This window comes from Legionella donaldsonii (genome assembly GCF_900452385.1).
GTDB classification, from domain to species: Bacteria; Pseudomonadota; Gammaproteobacteria; order Legionellales; family Legionellaceae; genus Tatlockia; species Tatlockia donaldsonii.
Map to the genome: position 1 here is coordinate 45252 of NZ_UGOA01000001.1, position 21060 is coordinate 66311.

Sequence of the window (21060 nt, forward strand, 5' to 3'; positions counted from 1 at the left end):
CAAACAGACGTATTGCGAGGATCGCGCCAAATTTTTATCCACATGCAGTCCTTTTAAGTGGCAAACTGGTCTTTTCTTAACATTGTCTTAATATTCACTTGCTATGCTTATTTTTAAATAAATTAATAGCTGTAAATTATGTCTAAAGAATTGACCCAACAGTTTAGAGCATCGCTGATAAAGTATTTGAAGAATCCTGATAATGCAGTGAATCAAAAAGAGTTAACTGCGATATCGGTTGCAATACTTAGAGAGTCCCTCGAGAAATCTACTTATGAGCCTGATAAATATTTGGCGCATATGGATAGCATTATTAAGCCGGCAGTTAGTGGAATTAAAATACATCCGGAGCTTGGAAAGATTCTAGACTCATTTAAACGTGAAATAAGCTTCGCGGATGAACCAGAAGAATACCAGGCCTTTCATGCTTTAAATATGGCTCTAGAGATGTACTTGCGAAATAACTTAATTAATCCTGAGCAAGTTGCGCGAGATAAATTACATTTAATCGATGCAAGCATCCAACAATTAAAAGCTGGGGCAAATCCATATCTGCAAGAATTAGAGAGTGCTTTTGTTAAATTAACAGCAATTGTTAACCAGCATTTTGCATTGTCTCCTGATGCGCAAATCAAAGAGTTTGCGAATTTTGAGCGAAAAATAAATCTTGTATGTTCAATGCATAAAGACGCTATCGAAAGCGATGCGCAAATTAAATCTGCTTTTTATAGTTTTCTTGCTACGATTTCGAGCGTTTTAGTTGTTATTGGAATTTCTCTTTCTGATACTTTTCAAAGAAAAAGTAATTTCTTCCAAGATGTTTCTAGCGCGCCAACAAAAGCATTGAACCAGTCAGGTTTTATTGCACCGTTTGTTGAAGTTCAAGACCCTGATGAAGATGAACGACAGCAGAACATTAGTAGCGGTCTTGGCGGCCCTACCAATTCATAATTTTTGTCCAAAAACTCCCCTCGTCGAGGGGGGCTCTGGCGTTATTGGTGATTACTCTACCGGTTCTTCTGGCAAAAACCCCCCGGCCTGCATTTGCCACATTTTGGCATAATGTCCTTTTAGCCCGATTAACTCTTGATGAGTTCCATCTTCAATAATCTGGCCATTATCAAAGACCAGGATTCTATCCATTGCAGAGAGAGTGGATAAGCGATGAGCAATAACAAGGGTCGTTTTTCCTTGCATCAAACGGTGTAAGGCATCCTGAATGTATTTTTCGGTTACCGAATCAAGTGCTGAAGTGGCCTCATCTAAAATGAGAATGGGTGCATTTTTTAATATTGCTCTTGCAATCGCAATGCGCTGGCGTTGCCCGCCGGATAATTTGATGCCCCGCTCTCCCACCATCGATTGATACCCTTCATAAAGCTGGCTAATAAATTCATGGCAATGGGCTTTTTCAGAGGCGCTAATGACCTCGTCATCACTGGCATCCGAACGTCCGTAGCGAATATTTTCCATTAAGCTACGGTGAAATAAAGAAATATCCTGAGGTATTAACGCAATGTTTTCTCGTAATGACTCTTGCGTGACCTCACTAATATTTTGCTGATCAATGGTTATCCGGCCGGATTCAACCGCAAATAGTCTTAAAATGAGGTTTACAAAAGTACTTTTGCCGCTTCCTGAAAAACCAACAAGGCCTACCTTTTCACCAGGATGAAGCACAATCGTCTTATTTTTAAAAAGACGCGATCCTTTATCATAATGAAAGCTGACATTTTCAAATTGGATTTCACCCTGATGAACAACCAGGGGTTTTGCATCCTTAACGTCTACAATGTCATGAACGGCATTAATGATAGAAAGGGCTTGCTTGCATTTACCGATTTGCTCGGAAAAGGCAACGAATTGACCGGCAATAAACCAGAGATTCCATAATATACTGATGGATAAGCTAATAATAAAACTAAAATCGCCTACCGTTACCAGATTTTGGCTGTACATCCGCCCTAATAACCAAAGATTGAAGCCTAATAAGGCAACGATACTGATATCCCAATAAATTCTCATGTGGATGATCTTCGCCTGCATCTTCCTGTCTTTTTGTACCGTGTCAACAATGGCTCTGCTGATATAAGAGTTTTCATAAGCATGTTTGGCGAACAACCGAATATTCACAATATTACTGATGCTATCTACCATTTTACCGACTACAGAACTACGTGCTTCGGCAAAGACATGGGAAAGATTTTCAATCGGTTTTAAAAATAAAAAAGTGATGAGTAGAAAACTGATAACCCAGGCAATCAAAATGAAGGCAAAGACAGGATGAATTAACAGTAAGGTAGTGATAGCGATGATAAGGCCTAATAATTGGGCATACATATCATCGAGAGTAGTAAGAATTTCAATAATTCCACCTTGCATATCGGAAATTTTATTAATTAAACTACCAGCAAAATTGTTTTGGAAATATTGGTGAGAATGCTGGTTTAAGTAGGCAAACATCTTTTCCATGGTGTCCTGGCGAAGATTGGGGAACAACTTCATTTTGACCCAGTCCAAAAGGCGCATATCAAGGCATAGGCCTATCCATACCGCGATATATAAAAAAATGTAAGGTTGAATTAGAGTAAAGGATGAGCGATCGCCAGCCGTTGCCACTGCCTTATCAATAATGATTTTGAGAATATAAGGCAGCAGGGTATTTGTTATTGCCCAAACGAGGGCGACAAAGGCAAAAATGGCCAGATAACTTTTATAGGGCTTTAAAAGACTAAGGATAAATTGAGGGAGTGATTGCTGTGTATTATTTTTCATAATGACCTGAGGGCAAGGGCAGTTTAAATGGTATAAATTACTAACCCATAGCGTTCGGGCTTGGGATGCGCTATGCGCCGTCTCTGCCCGAACGCTAGGGTTAACAGTAACAAAAACTTAAGTCTAATTGGAAGTATAAGCAAAAAACCAGGGTTTATTTACCTGACATCCTTTAGGCAGGTTATTCTGCTGAGCCCCACGCTTTAGGGTTTGATAAAATTGCTGAATGGAATTCCTTTTTGATTTTTACATTGCGAGCTATCTATTTTGTTGTTTTTTAAAAACGCGTTTAACTCGCCAGTTTTATAAAAATAAGAGACAGCTGATCCTTTACCATCGGGGGTTCCCGTAAAAAAACAGGTGTGTTCAGGTTGTAAGGGATCAAAACGGATAAATTTCCCCGGAGCGCAAACGAAATCGTTAGGTTGGGCGCGATAGTAAGCTTCTCTCTGCTGCTTCTCTTGAGCCTCTATCTGATTGGTTTTATACATCACGACAATAAAAGGAAGCAGGCAAAGTAAAGGAAGCCATAAGATAGCTGTAGAACGATAAGCATTTTCAGCCAATTTGCGAGAGTGATAGAGCGCATAAAGAGCGATCAGTGGGTAGAGCCAGATCGAATAGCCGATGATTGAAATATAGTGCGGATGCTCGTTTCTAAGTGCTGTTGCTGCGGAGCCACCGCATAGGCCCGCATAACAGGCATAAGCAACAACCATATAAGGTACGGTCAATAGGGAAAGCCAAATGACTGTGATTAAAAAGGTGCGATAAAAATGGTACATAGACTTGTAACTCACTCCGGCGTTATCTCAAACGCAGTGGGAGCTCTCCTAATTCCGGGGAGATTCTTCACTGATTCGGTGAAAAAAGGATATCAACACTTTATCTATAAATGCTGTTCGAGGAAAGTGCGTGTGAAAGCGGCTTGAAAAAAGTTCTTCTCTGCGATTTTCCACGGTTGTTTCTGGCGTAAAATTGATAGCTGAGGCGAGGAGGTAACTGACTAAAAAATAAAAGGAACAATGGATTATGGTGTGAGATACAAGGGTTCTGGAATGCCACCCTGACAAAATTTTCCAAAAACTCGAGTGTAAGAACATGGCCGAAGCGATTGCCTAGGGATTGCGTTATGGTGATATCAGACCCCCTGCTCATCACAGGTCGGGCCCTTGCCCGATCTGTGATGAGCAGGCGCTGTTGGGCGAGGCGCCCAACCTGCAAAAACCAAAAAAAGGAATAAATCATGACACAAGGATTTCGTTGAAGACAACTTCATCGGCCAACTAATCTATCTTTCATTAGCCGGTGACTATAAATAAACCGGGACTAGGGAATTCTTCCCATGTAATCCATTTTTCCTATCTCAACACCCTGATTTCTCAAGATGCCATAGGCGGTGGTTACGTGAAAGAAAAATTGCGGCAGGCCGTAGTGTAAGAGATAGGTTTGGCCGTTAAAGGTTCTTTCTTTAGGGGTGCCAGGACGAATGGTGATTTCTTTTTCTTCACTACCATTAAGCTGTTCAGGTTTAATAGCAGCGATAAATTTCAGGGTTTTTTCAATGCGTGCCTGTAAGGCTTCAAAGCTATCTTCATTATCGTCATAAACAGGCACTTCCACACCTGCTAAGCGGGCAACAACTCCCTTGGCAAAATCAGTTGCGATTTGGATTTGGCGGGTAAAATTGAACATATCCGGAAACAGGTTTGCCTGCAGCAGGGAATCAGCTGCTATTTCACCACTGACCAGATGGGTTTGGGCCTTATCTAAAATGGTATTTAATGAATTCAGTAATTGTTTAAAAACGGGGACTGAAGCATTGTACATGGAAATAGCCGGTTTCATTTTTTTCCCTTAATAAAATTGGAAACAACATTAATCGACAAACTTTTTATCACAGATGACTTCAAGTGCCAACTGCTTGCCTTTATTCTATATTTAGTTTGTAGCTCTAATTCAAGGAAAAGATAATGACTGAGCATGAAAACTTTAAAAGGTGGCTAAAACATAAATGTTCTCCACAAGCCGATACTACCATAAACACCTTTGAGTATGGCGTAATACATGCCCTCTATAATCCTCGACGCGAGGTTTTCATCATGCTGCCAAGCCAAAAAGAGTACTCGCGAGAAATGGTAGAAAATGCTTTTCACAACGAAGTGGAAGTGAATCATTTAATGATCGAAATGCTGGAGCAATAAGACCAGGCTTGATATGAAAACGATATCGATTTTGGCTACAACAAATCAATGAACCCCAGGGGCTTTAAACGATGCGGGATTTATTAAAAGGGAATAGTCGGCTGGTTATTACCTATTGGGTTTTTGGAGTAATCCCCGCGATTATTTATAATGGCATAGGGAAGGTAATCGAAAAATACTACTTTCAATTGGCAACAACCTCTTCTATGGAATGGTTTTTTTACCTCTATCTTATTTTCCCTTTTATTTATTTCCCTTTAATTTATGTTGCAATTTGGCGAAGTAGTAATACATACAAGGGGCGTAGACTCTGGCGATGGCTTGCCAAACTGGCAGTAATTCTGGGTGCTGTCCTACTTGTTGTGAAAGCGGTTTTATTAGCCAATTTATTCTTTAGGGCTAGCTTGTCCGATAAAATAAAAATGGAAGTCACTCAGTTAAAGAAAGCCTTACCGAGTAAAATTGACTCCGACACCGAAATTTACGCGATTTCATTTGATAACAAAACAATTACCTACCGCTATCGGTTACTGAAGGCCGATAAAGCAGAGATTGATCTGAATTACTTTAACGACAATATCAAACCCCAATTAATAAAAGAAATTTGCAGCGACAAGGATTTAAGTCGTTATGTTAAGCAAGGCATAATTTTTTCTGCTATTTATGATGATAAAAAGGGCGCTGAATTAGGCCGAGCCTCCGTGAGGCCCGGTGATTGCAAATAATGATCTATCCGATTTATTGATGCGTATTCCATGTCATCCTGGGTTTCCCTCCACAGCATCCTCTTGAACGTAGCGGGAGAATCTCCTGAAGACCCAGGAGATTTTCTCTTTGTTCGGAGTGACGATTGAAGAGGGATTTTTAGTGATAGGCTTAAATGGACGCACTCACCAACGGCGTTTCCTCTTCTATCTGTAACACAGTAAAAGTACTGGCGATTTTATCGATTTGCTTATGGCGTTCGGTTTGCATAAAAAAAGCGCTTCCAGTTAAACATACTTTCCCTGCAATCACCAACAAGCCTAGGCCTGTAGCAGCAAGGACGATATTAGCGAGAATAGGTTTCCAAAGTGCCCGGTGTTGCATATCGAGTATGCCTTTTCGCAGTTCTTTTTCAAACGCCATTTTGGCGATTTGTCGTTCCTCATTATTTTGTGCATCAACAAATTTGTTGGCAAAATGATTGAGATTGAGTGCTAAAAAAATGGCTTTTTTACCCTCTGTCTCAGCCTCTTTGTCATTCAATTGATCATATAATTTTCGGCCGTAGCTTCTTAATTGATTAATATTGCTATACAGCAGTGAAATTTGTGCATTCTTTTTAGCAGAATAAGTTGAGCTGGTTAACGGTACTGCTTCAGGTAATAAATCCAACAGGGTGATAAATTCTTCTCTTGTCGTTATCCGCTTGAGGATATTTTGATAGTCGCCTCCCTTTGCAGTCACGAATTCAAGGAGATCACTATTCGGCAATAACGGTAAAATATCTTTCAAATTAAAGAGGTATCGTGCGTATAAATCAGGCAGGATGATATTGCCTCTATCGTCTTTAAGTGCTGCTAAGCGCTCGGTTTCGGGTATTAAGGCCAATAGGGTGGTTAAGGTTTCGGAAGAATAGATAGTCCCGATCAGGAGGTTATTGACTTTATTCGCCAGCGAGCGATGTGATTCGTGCAAAAGGCCAAAAACCATCGCTAAGGTGTCTGTCTTGTTAGCAATTTGACGCAACAAATTGATGTGCTTGCCATTTTCTTCGTTGACTGCATCCCAGCGTTGAATGGCAGGTAAGGCGGTTAGAATAGTCTCTAAGGATTTTTGGTTATAGGCGGCAAGATGGAGTGTTGAATCGCCATTACCATTCTTTTCATTAACAGCAGCGAGGCGGTCCGACTCAGGAAGCGACATTAAAATAGCTTTTAATGCCTGGGGGTTTTTGGCAGCAAGCTGTAAAACACTCTTGCCTTTACTGCCTTTGCCATTGATTATAGCCAAGCGCTCTGATTCGGGTAACAAGGTTAAAGCAATCGTTAAGATTTCGGGTAGTTTGGCTATCGCGTGCAGAAGTGTGTTTTCGACCTCATCTTTTTCTGTGAGTCGCGCTACACGCTGTTCTGGGGGCAATGAGGTTAGAACCCATTTCGCTAACTCATAATTGTTGTAATTTAGGGCGAATTGCATGCATTCGAAAAAGCCGCCCAATCGCTCCCTATTGTCAACAATGGCTTGATTAAGGGCGGTTAGTTGCTCGTTATTAAAGAGGCCATTTTCTATCATGTCACCGAGCTCTACTGGTAAAGCTGGTTCGCATGAAATTTGCGCATGCTTGAATAGTAGCGTGTAGTAGCTTGGAGGAAAGGCAAGAAGAAGACTTAAATAAGCCTGTTCGTCATTAATCACTAATTGTTTTAAATTGTCTTCAAGGTAGTAGGTGGGTAGCGTCGTGGTTGTATTCGTACCGGTGGCAGGTAAAGGGCGTGTTCTTCCATAAAGCCGTTGAGTCGCTTGCAGTTGTTCTGGCGAAAAGTGAGGCCTGCTATCCAGGGTAGCTGCATTGGCTTCATTCCTTAGAATATCTTTTAAATAGGATGCAGCGAGCTCGACACAGTTTTCTCTTCTTAAATGTTCACAAACATTATGTAACGAAAAAAGAGCAACTTCCTTGGTTTGCAACGTTAATAATGCTTCCTTCAGCGTGTTTGGAAGCGATTCCAGATAGCCAAAAAAATCAGTCACTGCTTTTTGTGTATCGATACTGGCAAAGGGTTCTCCTGTTAGGGTTTCACCTCCCAAAAGAAGCTGCTGAATGAACTCATTAATGACTTCTCGAGGTGTCTGGCCCTTGCTAACTAGCACTAAGTTTTTTTGCAGTGTTTTGAAGGCATCATTATGTTGATAAAGCGCGTCGGCTAAGTTTGGGTATTGCTTTTGGAAGGCATTAAAGAATTTTTCATGGGTGGAAAAATCAAATTGGATGAGATTGGCCACCTCAAAGAGTTGACTGCCGCTAACAGCCAATTCGCGCAAGGCAGCACGGGAGGGAGTCTGCTCTAAACAGGCCAGACTTTTTTCTTGGAAACGAAAGAGAGGATTTCTCGTGCGTTCACGCAATGAATCCTGACTTGCATCGGAATTAACCTCATAGTTGACCAGCGTGGTAACGTGAGGGGCTAATAGGCCTAACATGTCTCCCATGGTCTTGGGCTTAAATAAAAGTTCGGCAATTTGCCAATAGAGTTGATTACACTCTCCATCTGGCATTGCAAACAAGCTTAGACAAGTCCCTGCATTTTCTTCAGCACGGGATTTACACCAAACTAAAAATACCTGGCCAAAGGCTTCTAAATCCTTGCAATGAGGTAGAATTTGTAGCAATGATTCAATTTGGATGTGAAGTTCCTGCTCGATCACTTCCGCCCTGAGGCTTGGGTAATCATGGGCTATCCCCAAATCCTTTAATAACGCTCGTTTTTCCTGGAGGAGATTAACTAAGGTCATCCGTTTATAATCTTCTTCTTCCTTGACGGCAGCTTGCTCTTTTGGGGAAAGTAAATCCAAAATAGTTTGCAATGCCCGGGGACTATTAATAGCGATATGGAGCACCGAGTTGCCTGCGCTGTTTTTCTTGTCGATGGCCTTCAGGCGAGCAGATGCGGGCAGTGAGGTTAAAATAGCTTTTAACGCGTCTGGGTTATTTACAGCAAGGTGTAACACACTGTTACCTTCGCTGTCTTCCTCATGGATTGCAGCCAAGCGCTCTGACTCCGGGAGCAACGTTAAAGCAGTCGCTAATGCTTCCGGTTTGCCCGACATCATATGCAGGAGAGTGTATCTGTACCCGTCGTCGCCATCATAGTTTACTTTGAATTGTGCCAGGCGTTCATCAGGGGACAATGACGTTAGAACAAGTCCCAATAACTCATAATTGCTGTAGTTTAAGGCGAATCGCAGGGTTTCGGTAAAGCCGCCAAATCGCTCCCTATTGGCAACAATGGCGTGGTTAAGCGCTGTGAACTGTTCTCTATTAAAGAGTCCGCTCCTCATCATTTCGCCCAACTCCCCCGGTAAGTCAGGATCGCAGGAAGTTTGCACATGTTTGAGTAATAGCGTGTAGTAGCTTGGAGGAACCGCCAGTAAAAGATTTAAATAAGCCTGTTCATCCTCAATAACTAATTGCTTTAAACCTTCTCCAAGGTACTGTATGGGTAGCGTTGTGGTGGTATTCGTACTGGCGGCGGGTAAAGGACGAGTTCTTCCATAAAGCCGTTGAATTGCCTGCAATTGTTCTGGCGACCCATGAGGTCGGGTATCCAGTGTAACTGCATTGGCTTCATTCCTTAGAATATCTTTTAAATAGGATGCAGCCAGCTCGACACAGGTTTCATTTCTTAAGTGTTCACAAACACCGGTTAATGAGGTGCCTGACTGAGTTTCTAATCGTAATAATGCTTCTTTCATGGCGTCAGGAAGCGATTCCAAATAGCCAAAGAAATCGGTTACGGCTTTTTGAGCCTCGAGGCTGGCTTCGATTTCCCCGGTTAAGGTTTCCCCGCCTAAAAGAAACTGTTGAATGAGCTCTTGAATGACTTCTCGTGGTGATAGCCCTTTACTGACTACCATTAAGTTCTTTTGAAGCGTTTTGAAGGCTTCATTATGCTGATAAAGTGCGGCGGCTAATTCTGGGTATTGCTTTTGAAAGGCATCAAAGAATTTTTCATGGGTGACGAAATCGAATTGTACGAGGTTAGTCACATCAAAAAGTTGATTGCCGCTAACAGCGAGTTCGCTTAAAGCAGCACGGGAGGGTTCCTGGTTTAAACTGCTAAGGTCTCTTTCTTCAAAATGGAAGGCAGGATTTTTGGCGCGTTCGCGTAATGAATCTTGGCTCACATCAGAGGCAACTTCATAGCTAACCAGGGAGGTGATATTGGGAGCCAGGATGCCTAACAGGTCTCCCATGGTTTTAGGCTCAAATAAACGTTCGGCAATTTGCCAATACAATTGATTACATTCCCCCTCGGGCATGGCAAAGAGGCTTAAACAAGTACCGGCATTTTGCTCGGCTCGCTGTTTGCAGCGCTCTAAAAATCCCAGGCGAAAAGTCTCTAAGCCCTCGCCAAGAAGTTTTATCAAGGCTTCAATTTCGTCGTGAAGTTCTTGCTGAATCGTTTCTGCCTTAAGGCTTGGGTAATCATGGGCTACCCCAACATCCTTTAGTAGCCGTCGCTTTTCCTGCAGGAAATTAAATAAGGTCGCCTGCTTATAATAGTCTATTTCCTTGATAGCAATGTCATAATCGGCTGGTGATAATAAAGCTAAAATAGCCTGCAAGGTTTCTGAACTATCAGCGAATTGATATAAAATTTTATTGTCTTCACCGTCTTCTTCAATGAGTGCGGTGAGGCGATCGGTCTGAGGTAATAACGTTAAGATCGCTTGTAATATTTTCGGCTCATCGGCAATTCGCAGCAGTAGGCTCTGCTCGCCTTCATAGTCTCTATCTCTCAGTACAGCCAGGCGCTTCTCTTCTGGCACAGCGGTGAGAACAGCTGTCATTGCTGGCGAATTATCAATCGACATCGTATGCAGAACACTTTTACCGCGTTTATTTTGTATGGTCAGTGCTGCAAGACGCTCAGTTTCTGGTAACAACTCCAAAATAGTTGCTAAGGCTTGCATCTCTACCCTGTACAAGAGAGTATTACCCCTATCGTCTTTCTCTGTAATTGCTGCAAAGCGGTCAGTTTTAGGTAGTAGAGTCAACAGCATGATAATTGTTTCTGGTTGAGAAAAAAGCCTTTGCAGGAGGCTGTTGCCTGCGCGATTTTTTTCTTGAATTGCCGCTAAGCGATGCGACTCGTGTAATAAGCCAAAAACCATGCTTAAGGCATTTTTTTTATGATAGACAAGTCGATGCAAAAGACTGGCATTATTGCTATTTCTTTGTTGGACAGCTTCCCAGCGCTGATCTTCAGGCAGTAAAGTCAAAATAGTTTCCAATGCTTCGCGCTTATCGATAACGTAATGGAGGCTAGAGTTACCTTCACTGTTTTTCTTTTTAACGGCAGTTAAACGGGCGGATTCGGGCAATGAAGTTAAAATGACTTTCAACGCCTCTGGATTATCGGCAGCAACATGGAGTATACGGTCTCCGTCGCTGTTCTTTATGTTGATTGCAGCCAGGCGATCGGATTCGGGTAGTGACTCTAAAATAGCTTTTAAAGCCTCTGGGTTATTGGCCGCAAGATGGAGCGTGGAGCTGTGTTTACTGTTTTTTGTACTGACTGCAACAAGGCGGTCGGTTTCAGGTAATGACGTTAAGATAGCTTTTAACGCGTCTGGATTATTGGCTGAAAGGTGTAAAGCACTGTTGCCTGTTATCTCTTTTTCATTGACTAAAGCCAAGCGTTCTGACTCAGGTAACAAAGGCAAAACGATCCTTAATGCTTCTGGGGCTTCTATCATGAAATGCAAAAACGTTTTATCTTTGCGATATTTTATTTTGAATGGCGCCAGGCGTTCATCAGAAGGCAATGGCGTTAAAATAAGTTCTAGTAGTTCATAATTGTTATAGAGGGCGAAGTGCAGGCATTCGGACAAACCACCCAAGCGCTCCATATTGCCAACAATGGCCTGGTTAAGAGCAGCCAGTTGTTCTCTATTAAAGAATCCATTCTCTATCATTTCACCCAGTTCGTCCGGTAAAGCTGGCTCACAGGTAATTTGTGCATGTCTGAAGAGTAGAGAGTAGTATCCTGGAGGAAAGGCAAGTAAAAGATTTAAATACGCTTGCTCATCATCGATAACTAATTGGTTTAAATTCTCCTCCAGGTAGTGTATGGGTAGCGTTGTGGTGGCATTCGTACTGGCGGCGGGTAAAGGGCGTGCTCTCCTATAAAGCCGTTGAATCGCCTGCAACTGTTCTGGCGACAAATGAGGTTTGATATCCAGTGTTACTGCATTGGTCTCATTAGTTAGAATATCTTTTAAATGCGAAGCAGCCTGCTCGACACAGTTTTCATTTCTTAGGTGTTCACAAACATCGTTTAATGAGAGTCCTGCCTTCGTTTTTAACAGTAGTAACGCTTGTTTCAGTGGGGGAGGAAGTGATTCCAAATAGCCAAAGAAATCGGTTACGGCTTTTTGAGCCTCGAGGCTGGCTTCGATTTCCCCGGTTAAGGTTTCCCCGCCTAAAAGAAACTGTTGAATGAGCTCTTGAATGACTTCTCGTGGTGATAGCCCTTTACTGACTACCATTAAGTTCTTTTGAAGCGTTTTGAAGGCTTCATTATGCTGATAAAGTGCGGCGGCTAATTCTGGGTATTGCTTTTGAAAGGCATCAAAGAATTTTTCATGGGTGACGAAATCGAATTGTACGAGGTTAGTCACATCAAAAAGTTGATTGCCGCTAACAGCAAGTTCACTTAAAGCAGCACGCGATGGTTCCTGGTTTAAACTGCTAAGGTCTCTTTCTTTAAAATGGAAGACAGGGTTTTTGGCGCGTTCGCGTAATGAATCCTGGCTTGCATTAGAGCCAACTTCATAGCTAACCAGGGAGGAGAGATTGGGGGTCAGGATGCCTAACAGGTCTCCCATGATTTTAGGCTCAAATAAACGTTCGGCAAGTTGCCAGTACAATTGATTGCATTCCCCCTCGGGCATGGCAAAGAGGCTTAAACAAGTGCCGGCATTTTGTTCAGCACGTTGTTTACAACGCTCTAAAAAACCTTGCCGAAATACATCGATGCCTTGTTTAAGAAGCGTTAGTAAAGCGTCAATTTCATCACGAAGCTCTTGCTGAATCGTTTGTGCCTTAAGGCTTGGGTAACCATGGGGGACAATTATAGGGTCTTGAATTAGAGCCTGTTTTTCGACGAGTAAATGATATAATTCTTCAGTGAGTAAATTAGCCACAAAAACCTCAAGGTATTGATTAATTAAGTGTCCCGGCAGTTCTCTACCGCGAGTGTCAATAAAAAAATAACCTCTTAAGTGGAGGGGCCACTCAAACTGGTTTTTAAGAGACTGGCGATTTCATCGGCGCTGGAATTGGCCGAAGAACGCGGTTCCTCTGCGAGCAAAGCAGTAAAGTCCGTAGCGATTTTAGCCATTTGTTTATGCCGTTCGGTTTGCATAAAAAAGGTGGTTCCGGTCATATATAGTTTCCAACCAATGGCCAGCAGACCAAGACCTGTAGCCGCAATGACGATATTAGCGAGAATAGGTTTCCACAATGCGCGGTGTTGCATATCAAACATACTCTGCTGTAATCCTCGCTGAAACTTTCTTTGTGCGGCCTCTTGCTCTGCTTCATTTTGGGCATGAATGAATTGGTTGGCGAAGTGACTGAGACTGATTGCCAAGCAAAGGGCTTTTTTACCCTCCGTTTCGGCTTTCTTGTCATTGGGTTGATTATATAATTTCAGCCCGTAGCTTTTTAACTGATTAATTTTGTTAGAAAGCGCTTGAATTTGTTCGTTCTTTTTAACTGAGTAGGCTGGATTCGTTGGCGTTACTACCACAGGCAATAAATTCAAGGCTGCTTCAAAATCTTCTCTAACAATGATTCGCCGGAGGAGGATTTGCCCATTAACAAGATCCGCAGTGACGGCATCAAGACGATCGGCCGGCGGTAATAGCTCTAAAATCAGGCTAAAACCTTCTGGTATCTGTCTACTGGCAAAGTGCAAAATGCCCTCGTTATTAGCAGTCCTTGCTTCGAGGAGAGTAGCTAGCCGCTCCTCTGTGGATAACGAAGAAATAATAAGCTTCACTAACCCATAATTTTTATAGGTTATGGCAAATTCCAGGTTTGCAGAAAAACCAGCGAGTTGCGCAGTATTTTCAATAAGAAGCTGGTTAAGATCATTTAACTGTCCGCTATTAAAGAGTCCGCTTGTTATCATCGTACCCAGCTCTTCTGACGGGGTCGGAGCATAAGCCATAGCAGCAAGGACAATATCGCTTATGGTAGCTTTCCATTCCGGATATCGCAGATCGGGAAGAGCTTGTTGTAGTACTTCAAGAAAATGCTTTTGTGCCACTTGTTGCTCGGCATCGGTTTGCGCACTAATAACACGATTGGCAAAATGGCTAAGACTTATTGCCAGGGAAATGACTTTTTTGCCTGTCGCTTCAGCGTTTCTATCATCAATCTGGTTATATAATTCCAGGCCATGATTCTTTAACTGCTGGATATGATTATAAAGCGTTGCAATTTGTTCGTTCTGCTTTGCTGAGTGAGCAGCGTTTGGGGGAGGAGGGACGATCTCAGGCAACAAATTCAATATTTCTTTAAATACATCCCTGCTCAACGTTACTTCAAGGGCATTTAGGTCGGAGAATATTCTTTCAGTAACGGCATTCAAGCGATCAGTCGGCGGTAAGAGCGCCAACATCACTTTGAATACTTCAATATGAAGAGCTCCTCGGAATAAACCACTTTTTCCCCTTCTCTCTGTTCTAAGTGCAGTGAGGCGATCTTTCTCAGGTAATAAGCTTAATGTAGTACCTATGACCTCAGGATCCGCTGTTAAGTATAAAACCGTAGGGTGACCTTCTGTGGCTGTAATTGCAGTTAGACGATGCTCTTCGGGCAACAATTCCAAAATCCAATGGAATTGTGATGGCATTCTAACTGTGGCGAAAGCCAACATAGGGGTGCCATCAGAGAGTTTAGCTTCAACGAGTGCAGCCAGTCGTTCCTCAAGGGGTAACGACGTGAGAATGAGTTTGAGTAATTCATAATTTTTGTGAGCTATGGCTATTCGTAGACTTTCAGAAAACCCACCCAATTGCTCAATCAGAAAAGCGGCAGGTTGTTCCTCTTGCGCCAATAAAGAGAAAATGAGTTTTACTAACTCATCATTGTGATGATCGAGGGCAAACTGTAAACAGGCAGAAAACCCACCCAATGTTTCCCTATTATCAAGAATGGCTTGATTAATGGCGGTTAGTTGTTCCCCTAAAAAAATTCCACTTGCCATCATTTCTCCCAGTGACGTGGCATCGTAGGAAATTTGTGCATATTTGAACAATAAGGGGTAATAACCTGGAGGAAAGGCAAGGAGCAGATCTAAAAGGACATGCATATCCTTAATAACCAGTTCTTCCAGGTTTTTCTTAAGATAGTGCAGGGGGAGTGCCGTTGGGCTATCACTTACTGAAGACAAAGCATGAGACTTGCCATAGGACTTGTGAATACGCTGTAATTGTTCTGGCGATAAATCCGGTCTGGTATCCAGAATAGCTGCATTCTCCTTGTTATTTAGAATTTCCTGTAAATAGCCAGCAGCCTGCTCCACACAATTTTCAGCTCTTAAATGCTCACAAACGTAGTCCAATGAAATGCCAGATGACAGTGTTTCTAACTCGAATAGCGCTTCCTTTAGGGTGTCGGGAAGCGATTCCAAATAAACAAAAAAATCGGTTGCCGCCCTTTGTGCCTCAAGACTGGCATAGGTTTCCCCGGTTAAGGTTTCCCCGCCTAAAAGGAACTGTTGGATGAACTCTTTAATCACTTCTCGGGGTGATTGGCCTTTGCTGACTGCCAATAAATGTTGGCGTAGTTTTTTAAATGTTTCATTATGCTGATAAAGGGCTTCAGCTAACTCTGGATATTGTTGGGAGAGGCTGTTAAAGAATTTTGTATGGGTAGTAAACTCCCATTGTACGAGGTCAGTCACATCAAAAAGCTGCCTGCCACTGACGGCAAATTGGCTTAAGGCAGCAGGGGAAGGTTCTTGGGTTAAACAGGCAAGATTTTTTGCCTCAAAATGAAAAACTGGATTTTTTACGCGTTCGCGCAGAGACTGTTGGCGAGTTTCCTCAGTCACTTCATAGCTAATCAACAGGGTGTTATCAGGAAGCAACAGCGCCAACATGTCTCCCATGGTCTGGGGCTCAAAGAGACGTTCGGCAATTTGCCAATACAATTGATTGCATTCCCCCTCGGGCATGGCAAAGAGGCTTAAACAAGTACCGGCATTTTGTTCAGCACGTTGTTTACAACGCGCTAAAAAACCTTGCCGAAATACATCGATACCTTGTTTAAGAAGCGTTAATAAAGCGTCAATTTCATCACCAAGCTCTTGCTGAATCGTTTGTGCCTTAAGGCTTGGGTAACCATGGGGGACAATTATAGGGTCTTGAATTAGAGCCTGTTTTTCGACGAGTAAATGATATAATTCTTCAGTGAGTAAATTAGCCACAAAAACCTCAAATTATCGATTAATTTAGCGCACCCACACTATTTCTTTATGCGGGTTCTTTAAATGTAAAAAATAAAAGGTTAGGCAGCGGGACTACCCAGTTCAGTTTTCAACTGGCTGGCGATTTCATCGGAGGTGGAATTGGCCGAACGCGCTTCTTCTACCTGCAAGGTAGCGAAGTTAGCAGCAATTTTAGCTATTTGTTCATGTCGTTCGGTTTGCATAAAAAAGGTACTTTTTGATTAAGTAGACTTTCAGAGTATTTATTATAACAAAATAATACAGATTAGGGAATTATTAGTCATCAAGGTAAGTAATTATTCGTAACATTCTACCTAACCCTAAGATATTTTTGACTCTTTTATTGTCTCAAAGGCGTGCTAATCGCGTTTTCAAAACAATCCCTAACGCCAATCGTAATGTGGAAAAAAATTTCCTGGCCCTTAAATATGGGCTTTTCTGCCAGATGATGGTTTTGGCGAAAAGTGGTTAGGGAAGGCGAACTCACTGCAAGGGCAAAATATTCTCTTGAGCCATACTGAGCTTTCAGTAATCCGCAAATTGAAAAAGAATGTAGTTGTCCGACTACTCTTTGCGGCACGTTAGCTTCTTCCGGATAAATAACGGAAATATGAGCGCCGACATCGTCAGGTGGGATAAAATAGGCCGGTTTTTCAATGACGCCATATTCATTCAGGTAAGGATGAGTATGGTGAATATAGTCATCATTAATTTTTAAATAACAGAAGTTATCACGCTGTTGAATAACACCTTCCGCAGCTAATTGGTTGGTAACCTGCAATACACGCTCACCAGCTAACTCGGTCACAATTATTTTCTCAAATTTGTCCATTTGACATCATAAAAAAGGGTGTCGCGGAAGTATAACTAATTTTCTCGAGCCATTCTCACCTTTATTTTTTTGTTAAAACGCCATAGCAACAAAGACATACTGAACCCAGCCCCTATTGCCATTCCAGACCATAGGCCAACCCCACCGAAATTGAATCGAGTTGCCAGTAAGTACCCAACCGGTAAGGCGATACCCCAGAAGCTAATGATCGAAGTGATTAAGGTAAAATGGGTATCTTTTAAAGCACGTAAAGCACCAAATAAGGTGATTCGTGTCGCTTCTAATAATTGAAATACGGCACTGACGACAAATAATTGTTTGGTGTAATTGATTATGAGGGCGTTTTGCGGGTTTTTGACATCCAAATCAATGGCGATTAATAGGTTTGGCCATCGCCAATAAATGATAGCAAACAAACTCATAAAGCTGATTGAAAGGCAAAGACCTGCGTAATTGGCATGCTTTGCGGCAACAATTTCATTGGCTCCAATTAAATGTCCCATACGAACGGTTACCGCCTGCGCAACAGAAAAAATAACACTCATGAGTGTCCCCATGTATTGCAAGGCAATTTGGTTGGCAGCAAGTAATTGCGGGCTTAGGGAGCCCATGATCAACGTTAAGGCAAAGAAAAAGCCGACTTCAAAGCAGTACATCACGCCCATAGGTAATCCAATTTTCAATAATTCCCAAATAAATGCAGGCTTTTCGCGGGTAAAAACAGCGCTAAAATAAACTTGGTAATGTTTATTGACCAAGACGTAGGCCGATAAAATAAAAGCCATGATCCAATAGCTGATAGTGGTCCCCCAACCAGCACCCGCAATGCCTAAAGCGGGCATGCCGAATTGTCCAAAAATGAGAGAAAAACTAAAAAACAAGGCCAGCAAAACAGACAAGGTGGTAAATAACATCACCACACGGCCATGCCCCAGGCCGATTATAAATTCAAAGAGCGCGACAACGATGAAAGTAGGTAATAGGCCCCAGGTCAATGCGTGTAAATAAGGTTCTGCCAGCAAAGCCAATGAGGGCTTTTGTCCAAAGAATAGAAAGAGAGGTGCCATGTTCCAAAATAAGAAGATGGCGGGAATAGAAAGCAACACGGCCAATAAAAGCCCATCGCGAACAACGCTGGCCACTCCATGTCGATCTTGTGCCCCATGCTTGTGTGCTATCAAAACATTAATAGAACCCAGGGTTCCGTAGATAATGACAACAAAAACACCAAATAACCAACTGACGAGAGCGCCAGCAGCCATTGCCTCGTGACTTAAATGAGCGAGGAATACGGTTTCAAAAAATCCTATGGAGGCACTCACCAGACCCGATATGACAAGTGGGGATGCTAACTTAAGCAAAGGATAGAAATCATTTTTAAGGATCTTCAACCACATACTTTGCCTCCTGAATAGTTGGATGCTAACGGTTCGGTACCCGTGCAGCAAAGCGCTGGAGCGACGGTTATAAGGATTGCTTAAATCCAATTTTCATTGGTAGTAAAGGCAATTGTTATCCAACGTTGTGGGCTGTCTCCACCCATCGCATCTGCTATTTCGCGCCGAATTCCATCTAGCTCTTCTACACTTGAGATAGGGTAATTAGCAGGCACAACAAGGTGTATTTCAATAAATTGTGCACGGCCTATTTTGGCTACATAACTGGCGTAAGTTTTAAAGCCATAGCGTACAACCAGTTGATCCAAAAAAAGCCTTACCTTTTCATCAAGCCCAAAGGGGGCAATCAGAAATATATCGCGCATGGCGTTAGCGACTGTGGACATGGGCACAAAAATTAAAAAGAGAGAAAGGACAGCTAATACAAGTGGATCAACATAAGGAGTGAGATACTGGTATCGCCCTCCATCCATGAAGGTAGCAATACCAAATGCAACTAAAAGGGATAATGAAATGGTGCCGGACATTAACCAGCTATGGGCGTCAAGTCTTAAAAATTCAGAATTAACAAGTTGGTTCTTTTTGCGCACATAAAAATACATATACATGGATAAAGTTGCCATTAATAAGGCGATAAAAAAAGCCAGATCAAAATTTAATTCGCGCCCCCCCGATAAAAAGCTACCAATGGCGTTGATTAGTGCATAAGCCGAAAGCAGGATAAGAACACTACCATTAAAAACCAGAACCATCGGCTCAACATGCCAATAACCATATTGAAAGCGGCGATTGCCTTCACTCGTCAGGAGGCGGGTAACCAGTAAAGCAAGGATGGACATGAAGGCATCAATCATGTCAAACATGCCGTCAAACACAATCGCCAATGAGCCAGATAGAAGGCCGAATACGATCCCTGTGATTGATAAAAAAAAGGTCATCCCTATCGAGATTTTCAGAATTTGCTGTTCAGCAAACCCCTCAGGGGTCTTCGTCACCGTCTTCTCCTACAGCTAATAGTTAGTGGTTATTGTAACCATAATTAGTCATTCCTGATCTAGTTTTTTTGCGCTCAGAATGGACATCTTTCGATACTCCACTGTATTGGAGCATGGGCAGTGAGTGTCGAAAGATCTCTAATAAATTGGCAGTCTGGCTCGGAGGGCCGACCTGGTCATTGACGATTGCCATGAGCTAAATGCTTTCCTTAATAACCGACCAGTACGATATTGGTTATAGGCGACTGAAAGTCCAATAACCGGGTGGAAATTTTTTGAGAAACGGTTTTTGGTTGATAATGGCAGAGATAAATATGGATAGGTGCCGAGTCAATTTTCGATAAAATCGCTTTCTTTTCTTCGGTATTCAGGGGGGCCAATGAAAAAAGGTCCTCGTAGATTGCTATTCTTCTCTCGTTTTCAGTGTCTGTGGCATAAAATTCATTGAACAAACTCACCAGCATTTCCAAAGTATAAACGCGTTCGCTTTTATCATTTTCAACCCATTGCTTGCCGTTATAGGCATTATGTCTTTGTAATTCATGGGCAGTGTTTGATTGCAGTATACAATACTCGGACGTGCCGATGTCATCATTAATGGGCAGGATAGTAAAGACATGGCCGGCAAAGCCATCCACACTGAAGAATGGTATTCCTTCCTGGTCTGTGGTATCCATCATTTTATGCAAATGGTGCAAATCAAGATAATTCCCTTCTGTGTTAAGCTCGGTCTTCGAATCCGCTAACAGATTATAAAGATTTGTGGCTAGAGTACCGCAATCAATATGTTTCACTAAATTAGTAATTTGGTCTCGGGTTATCACGGCTTCGACAACCCGCTCTCGCTCAATCAGGGAAAAATTGAGGATGATATCGGCCGGATCCAGAGAAAAAGCAAATTCATCAACAAAGTCCTGATGTAGGGCATGATCAAACGAGGAAAGTATTATTTGGCCGTCCAAGGAGAGTTTAGCCTGGTAATGGGACCCTTCTTCTAAATAAAGATAAATAACGTTTTTTGGTAGTTGCTCTAGCTCTGCATAGTCTCTTTCACTAACCATTCTGACTTCATAACTGTGAAAAGGATTATGAAAACCGGTGGCTTGAAATTGTTGCAATGCAAGAAGATCTTGTGCAAATTTAGCGCTCATTGGCTTATAGGGTACTAAATGCACAGTTGTTCCAAAAATTTCTCTTAATTGCCTATCTAAAAGATGGGACAAATAATTATTAAAATCAGCAACATCAAACTTTTTCCGTTTGGCAAGAAAGGCACCTATTTTGTCAGAAAAATGAAAAGAAAAGTCATTGGAATTATAAATGGCAACCGATGGGTTCACTAACTCCGGCTTTTCACCGGTTGCCAAATGATGCATGGCATTAATATTGTCGCCGTATAAAGCCAAAACATCCTTAATAAGGATTAGTGTTCTTATCGTTTCAAACGATTTAAAAAACAAAAAATTTTTTCTTAATAGCAATTCGCTTTTCATGCGGCTATTGTCTTGCATAATTATTCGTTAAATAGTGTAATATGCGAGCAATGGTACAGCAGGAATATTAAGACAATATTAGGGTGTGTTGACAATTGAGCCCTGCTGCGTATGCGGTAAGGATCAATTGTCG

Annotated in this window: 13 protein-coding genes; 3 read left to right on the top strand and 10 right to left on the bottom strand. The window is 42.1% G+C overall.

Features of this window, described 5'->3' with window-relative positions; translation table 11 throughout:
- Positions 1–138: 138 nt before the first annotated feature.
- On the top strand, positions 139–951 hold the full coding sequence (locus DYC89_RS00235) for a hypothetical protein (protein WP_115219976.1): 813 nt from the start codon (positions 139–141) through the stop codon (positions 949–951).
- A 51-nt stretch (positions 952–1002) separates the two neighbouring features.
- Here the strand turns inward: DYC89_RS00235 and DYC89_RS00240 are convergent, their stop codons facing one another.
- From DYC89_RS00240 to DYC89_RS00250, 3 genes are all read right to left on the bottom strand, one after another.
- Positions 1003–2775, bottom strand: coding sequence for an ABC transporter ATP-binding protein (locus DYC89_RS00240; protein WP_115219977.1), 1773 nt, complete (start codon positions 2773–2775; stop codon positions 1003–1005).
- Between the two features lie 203 nt (positions 2776–2978).
- Positions 2979–3560 carry a hypothetical protein gene (locus tag DYC89_RS00245; RefSeq protein WP_115219978.1) on the bottom strand — a complete coding sequence of 194 codons (582 nt, stop codon included), beginning with the start codon at positions 3558–3560 and terminating at the stop codon, positions 2979–2981.
- 544 nt (positions 3561–4104) lie between these two features.
- Positions 4105–4623 (bottom strand): DUF1993 domain-containing protein, encoded by a 519-nt coding sequence (locus DYC89_RS00250; protein WP_058446439.1) that lies wholly within the window; start codon positions 4621–4623, stop codon positions 4105–4107.
- Positions 4624–4748: 125 nt separating this feature from the next.
- On the opposite strand from DYC89_RS00250, the gene DYC89_RS00255 reads away from it, so the two are divergent.
- Together DYC89_RS00255 and DYC89_RS00260 are read left to right on the top strand one after the other, a co-directional pair.
- A complete protein-coding gene (locus DYC89_RS00255; RefSeq protein WP_115219979.1) occupies positions 4749–4979 on the top strand; it encodes a hypothetical protein in 231 nt (76 codons plus the stop codon).
- 71 nt (positions 4980–5050) lie between these two features.
- A complete protein-coding gene (locus DYC89_RS00260; RefSeq protein WP_115219980.1) occupies positions 5051–5704 on the top strand; it encodes a hypothetical protein in 654 nt (217 codons plus the stop codon).
- 151 nt (positions 5705–5855) lie between these two features.
- Here the strand turns inward: DYC89_RS00260 and DYC89_RS00265 are convergent, their stop codons facing one another.
- The 7 genes from DYC89_RS00265 to DYC89_RS00290 all read right to left on the bottom strand — a co-directional run bounded on the left by DYC89_RS00265 (position 5856) and on the right by DYC89_RS00290 (position 20945).
- A complete protein-coding gene (locus DYC89_RS00265) occupies positions 5856–12893 on the bottom strand; it encodes an ankyrin repeat domain-containing protein (RefSeq protein WP_115219981.1) in 7038 nt (2345 codons plus the stop codon).
- A gap of 74 nt (positions 12894–12967) precedes the next feature.
- On the bottom strand, positions 12968–16189 hold the full coding sequence (locus tag DYC89_RS00270) for a hypothetical protein (RefSeq protein ID WP_115219982.1): 3222 nt from the start codon (positions 16187–16189) through the stop codon (positions 12968–12970).
- 80 nt (positions 16190–16269) lie between these two features.
- On the bottom strand, positions 16270–16413 hold the full coding sequence (locus DYC89_RS16415; RefSeq protein WP_181879287.1) for a hypothetical protein: 144 nt from the start codon (positions 16411–16413) through the stop codon (positions 16270–16272).
- A 137-nt stretch (positions 16414–16550) separates the two neighbouring features.
- A complete protein-coding gene (locus tag DYC89_RS00275) occupies positions 16551–17042 on the bottom strand; it encodes a hypothetical protein (RefSeq protein ID WP_115219983.1) in 492 nt (163 codons plus the stop codon).
- 35 nt (positions 17043–17077) lie between these two features.
- On the bottom strand, positions 17078–18439 hold the full coding sequence (locus DYC89_RS00280; RefSeq protein WP_245953916.1) for an MATE family efflux transporter: 1362 nt from the start codon (positions 18437–18439) through the stop codon (positions 17078–17080).
- An 80-nt stretch (positions 18440–18519) separates the two neighbouring features.
- A complete protein-coding gene (locus DYC89_RS00285) occupies positions 18520–19434 on the bottom strand; it encodes a cation diffusion facilitator family transporter (protein ID WP_245953917.1) in 915 nt (304 codons plus the stop codon).
- Between the two features lie 209 nt (positions 19435–19643).
- Complete coding sequence (locus DYC89_RS00290; protein WP_115219984.1) at positions 19644–20945, bottom strand: hypothetical protein; 1302 nt, start codon at positions 20943–20945, stop codon at positions 19644–19646.
- Between the last annotated feature and the right edge of the window lie 115 nt (positions 20946–21060).

What these genes read in the sequence shown, in the direction of transcription:
- DYC89_RS00235 (WP_115219976.1), top strand. Translation starts at nt 139, where the DNA reads ATGTCTAAAGAATTGACCCAACAGTTTAGAGCATCGCTGATAAAGTAT.
- DYC89_RS00240 (WP_115219977.1), bottom strand. Translation starts at nt 2,775, where the DNA reads ATGAAAAATAATACACAGCAATCACTCCCTCAATTTATCCTTAGTCTT.
- DYC89_RS00245 (WP_115219978.1), bottom strand. Translation starts at nt 3,560, where the DNA reads ATGTACCATTTTTATCGCACCTTTTTAATCACAGTCATTTGGCTTTCC.
- DYC89_RS00250 (WP_058446439.1), bottom strand. Translation starts at nt 4,623, where the DNA reads ATGAAACCGGCTATTTCCATGTACAATGCTTCAGTCCCCGTTTTTAAA.
- DYC89_RS00255 (WP_115219979.1), top strand. Translation starts at nt 4,749, where the DNA reads ATGACTGAGCATGAAAACTTTAAAAGGTGGCTAAAACATAAATGTTCT.
- DYC89_RS00260 (WP_115219980.1), top strand. Translation starts at nt 5,051, where the DNA reads ATGCGGGATTTATTAAAAGGGAATAGTCGGCTGGTTATTACCTATTGG.
- DYC89_RS16415 (WP_181879287.1), bottom strand. Translation starts at nt 16,413, where the DNA reads ATGCAAACCGAACGACATGAACAAATAGCTAAAATTGCTGCTAACTTC.
- DYC89_RS00275 (WP_115219983.1), bottom strand. Translation starts at nt 17,042, where the DNA reads ATGGACAAATTTGAGAAAATAATTGTGACCGAGTTAGCTGGTGAGCGT.
- DYC89_RS00280 (WP_245953916.1), bottom strand. Translation starts at nt 18,439, where the DNA reads ATGTGGTTGAAGATCCTTAAAAATGATTTCTATCCTTTGCTTAAGTTA.
- DYC89_RS00290 (WP_115219984.1), bottom strand. Translation starts at nt 20,945, where the DNA reads ATGCAAGACAATAGCCGCATGAAAAGCGAATTGCTATTAAGAAAAAAT.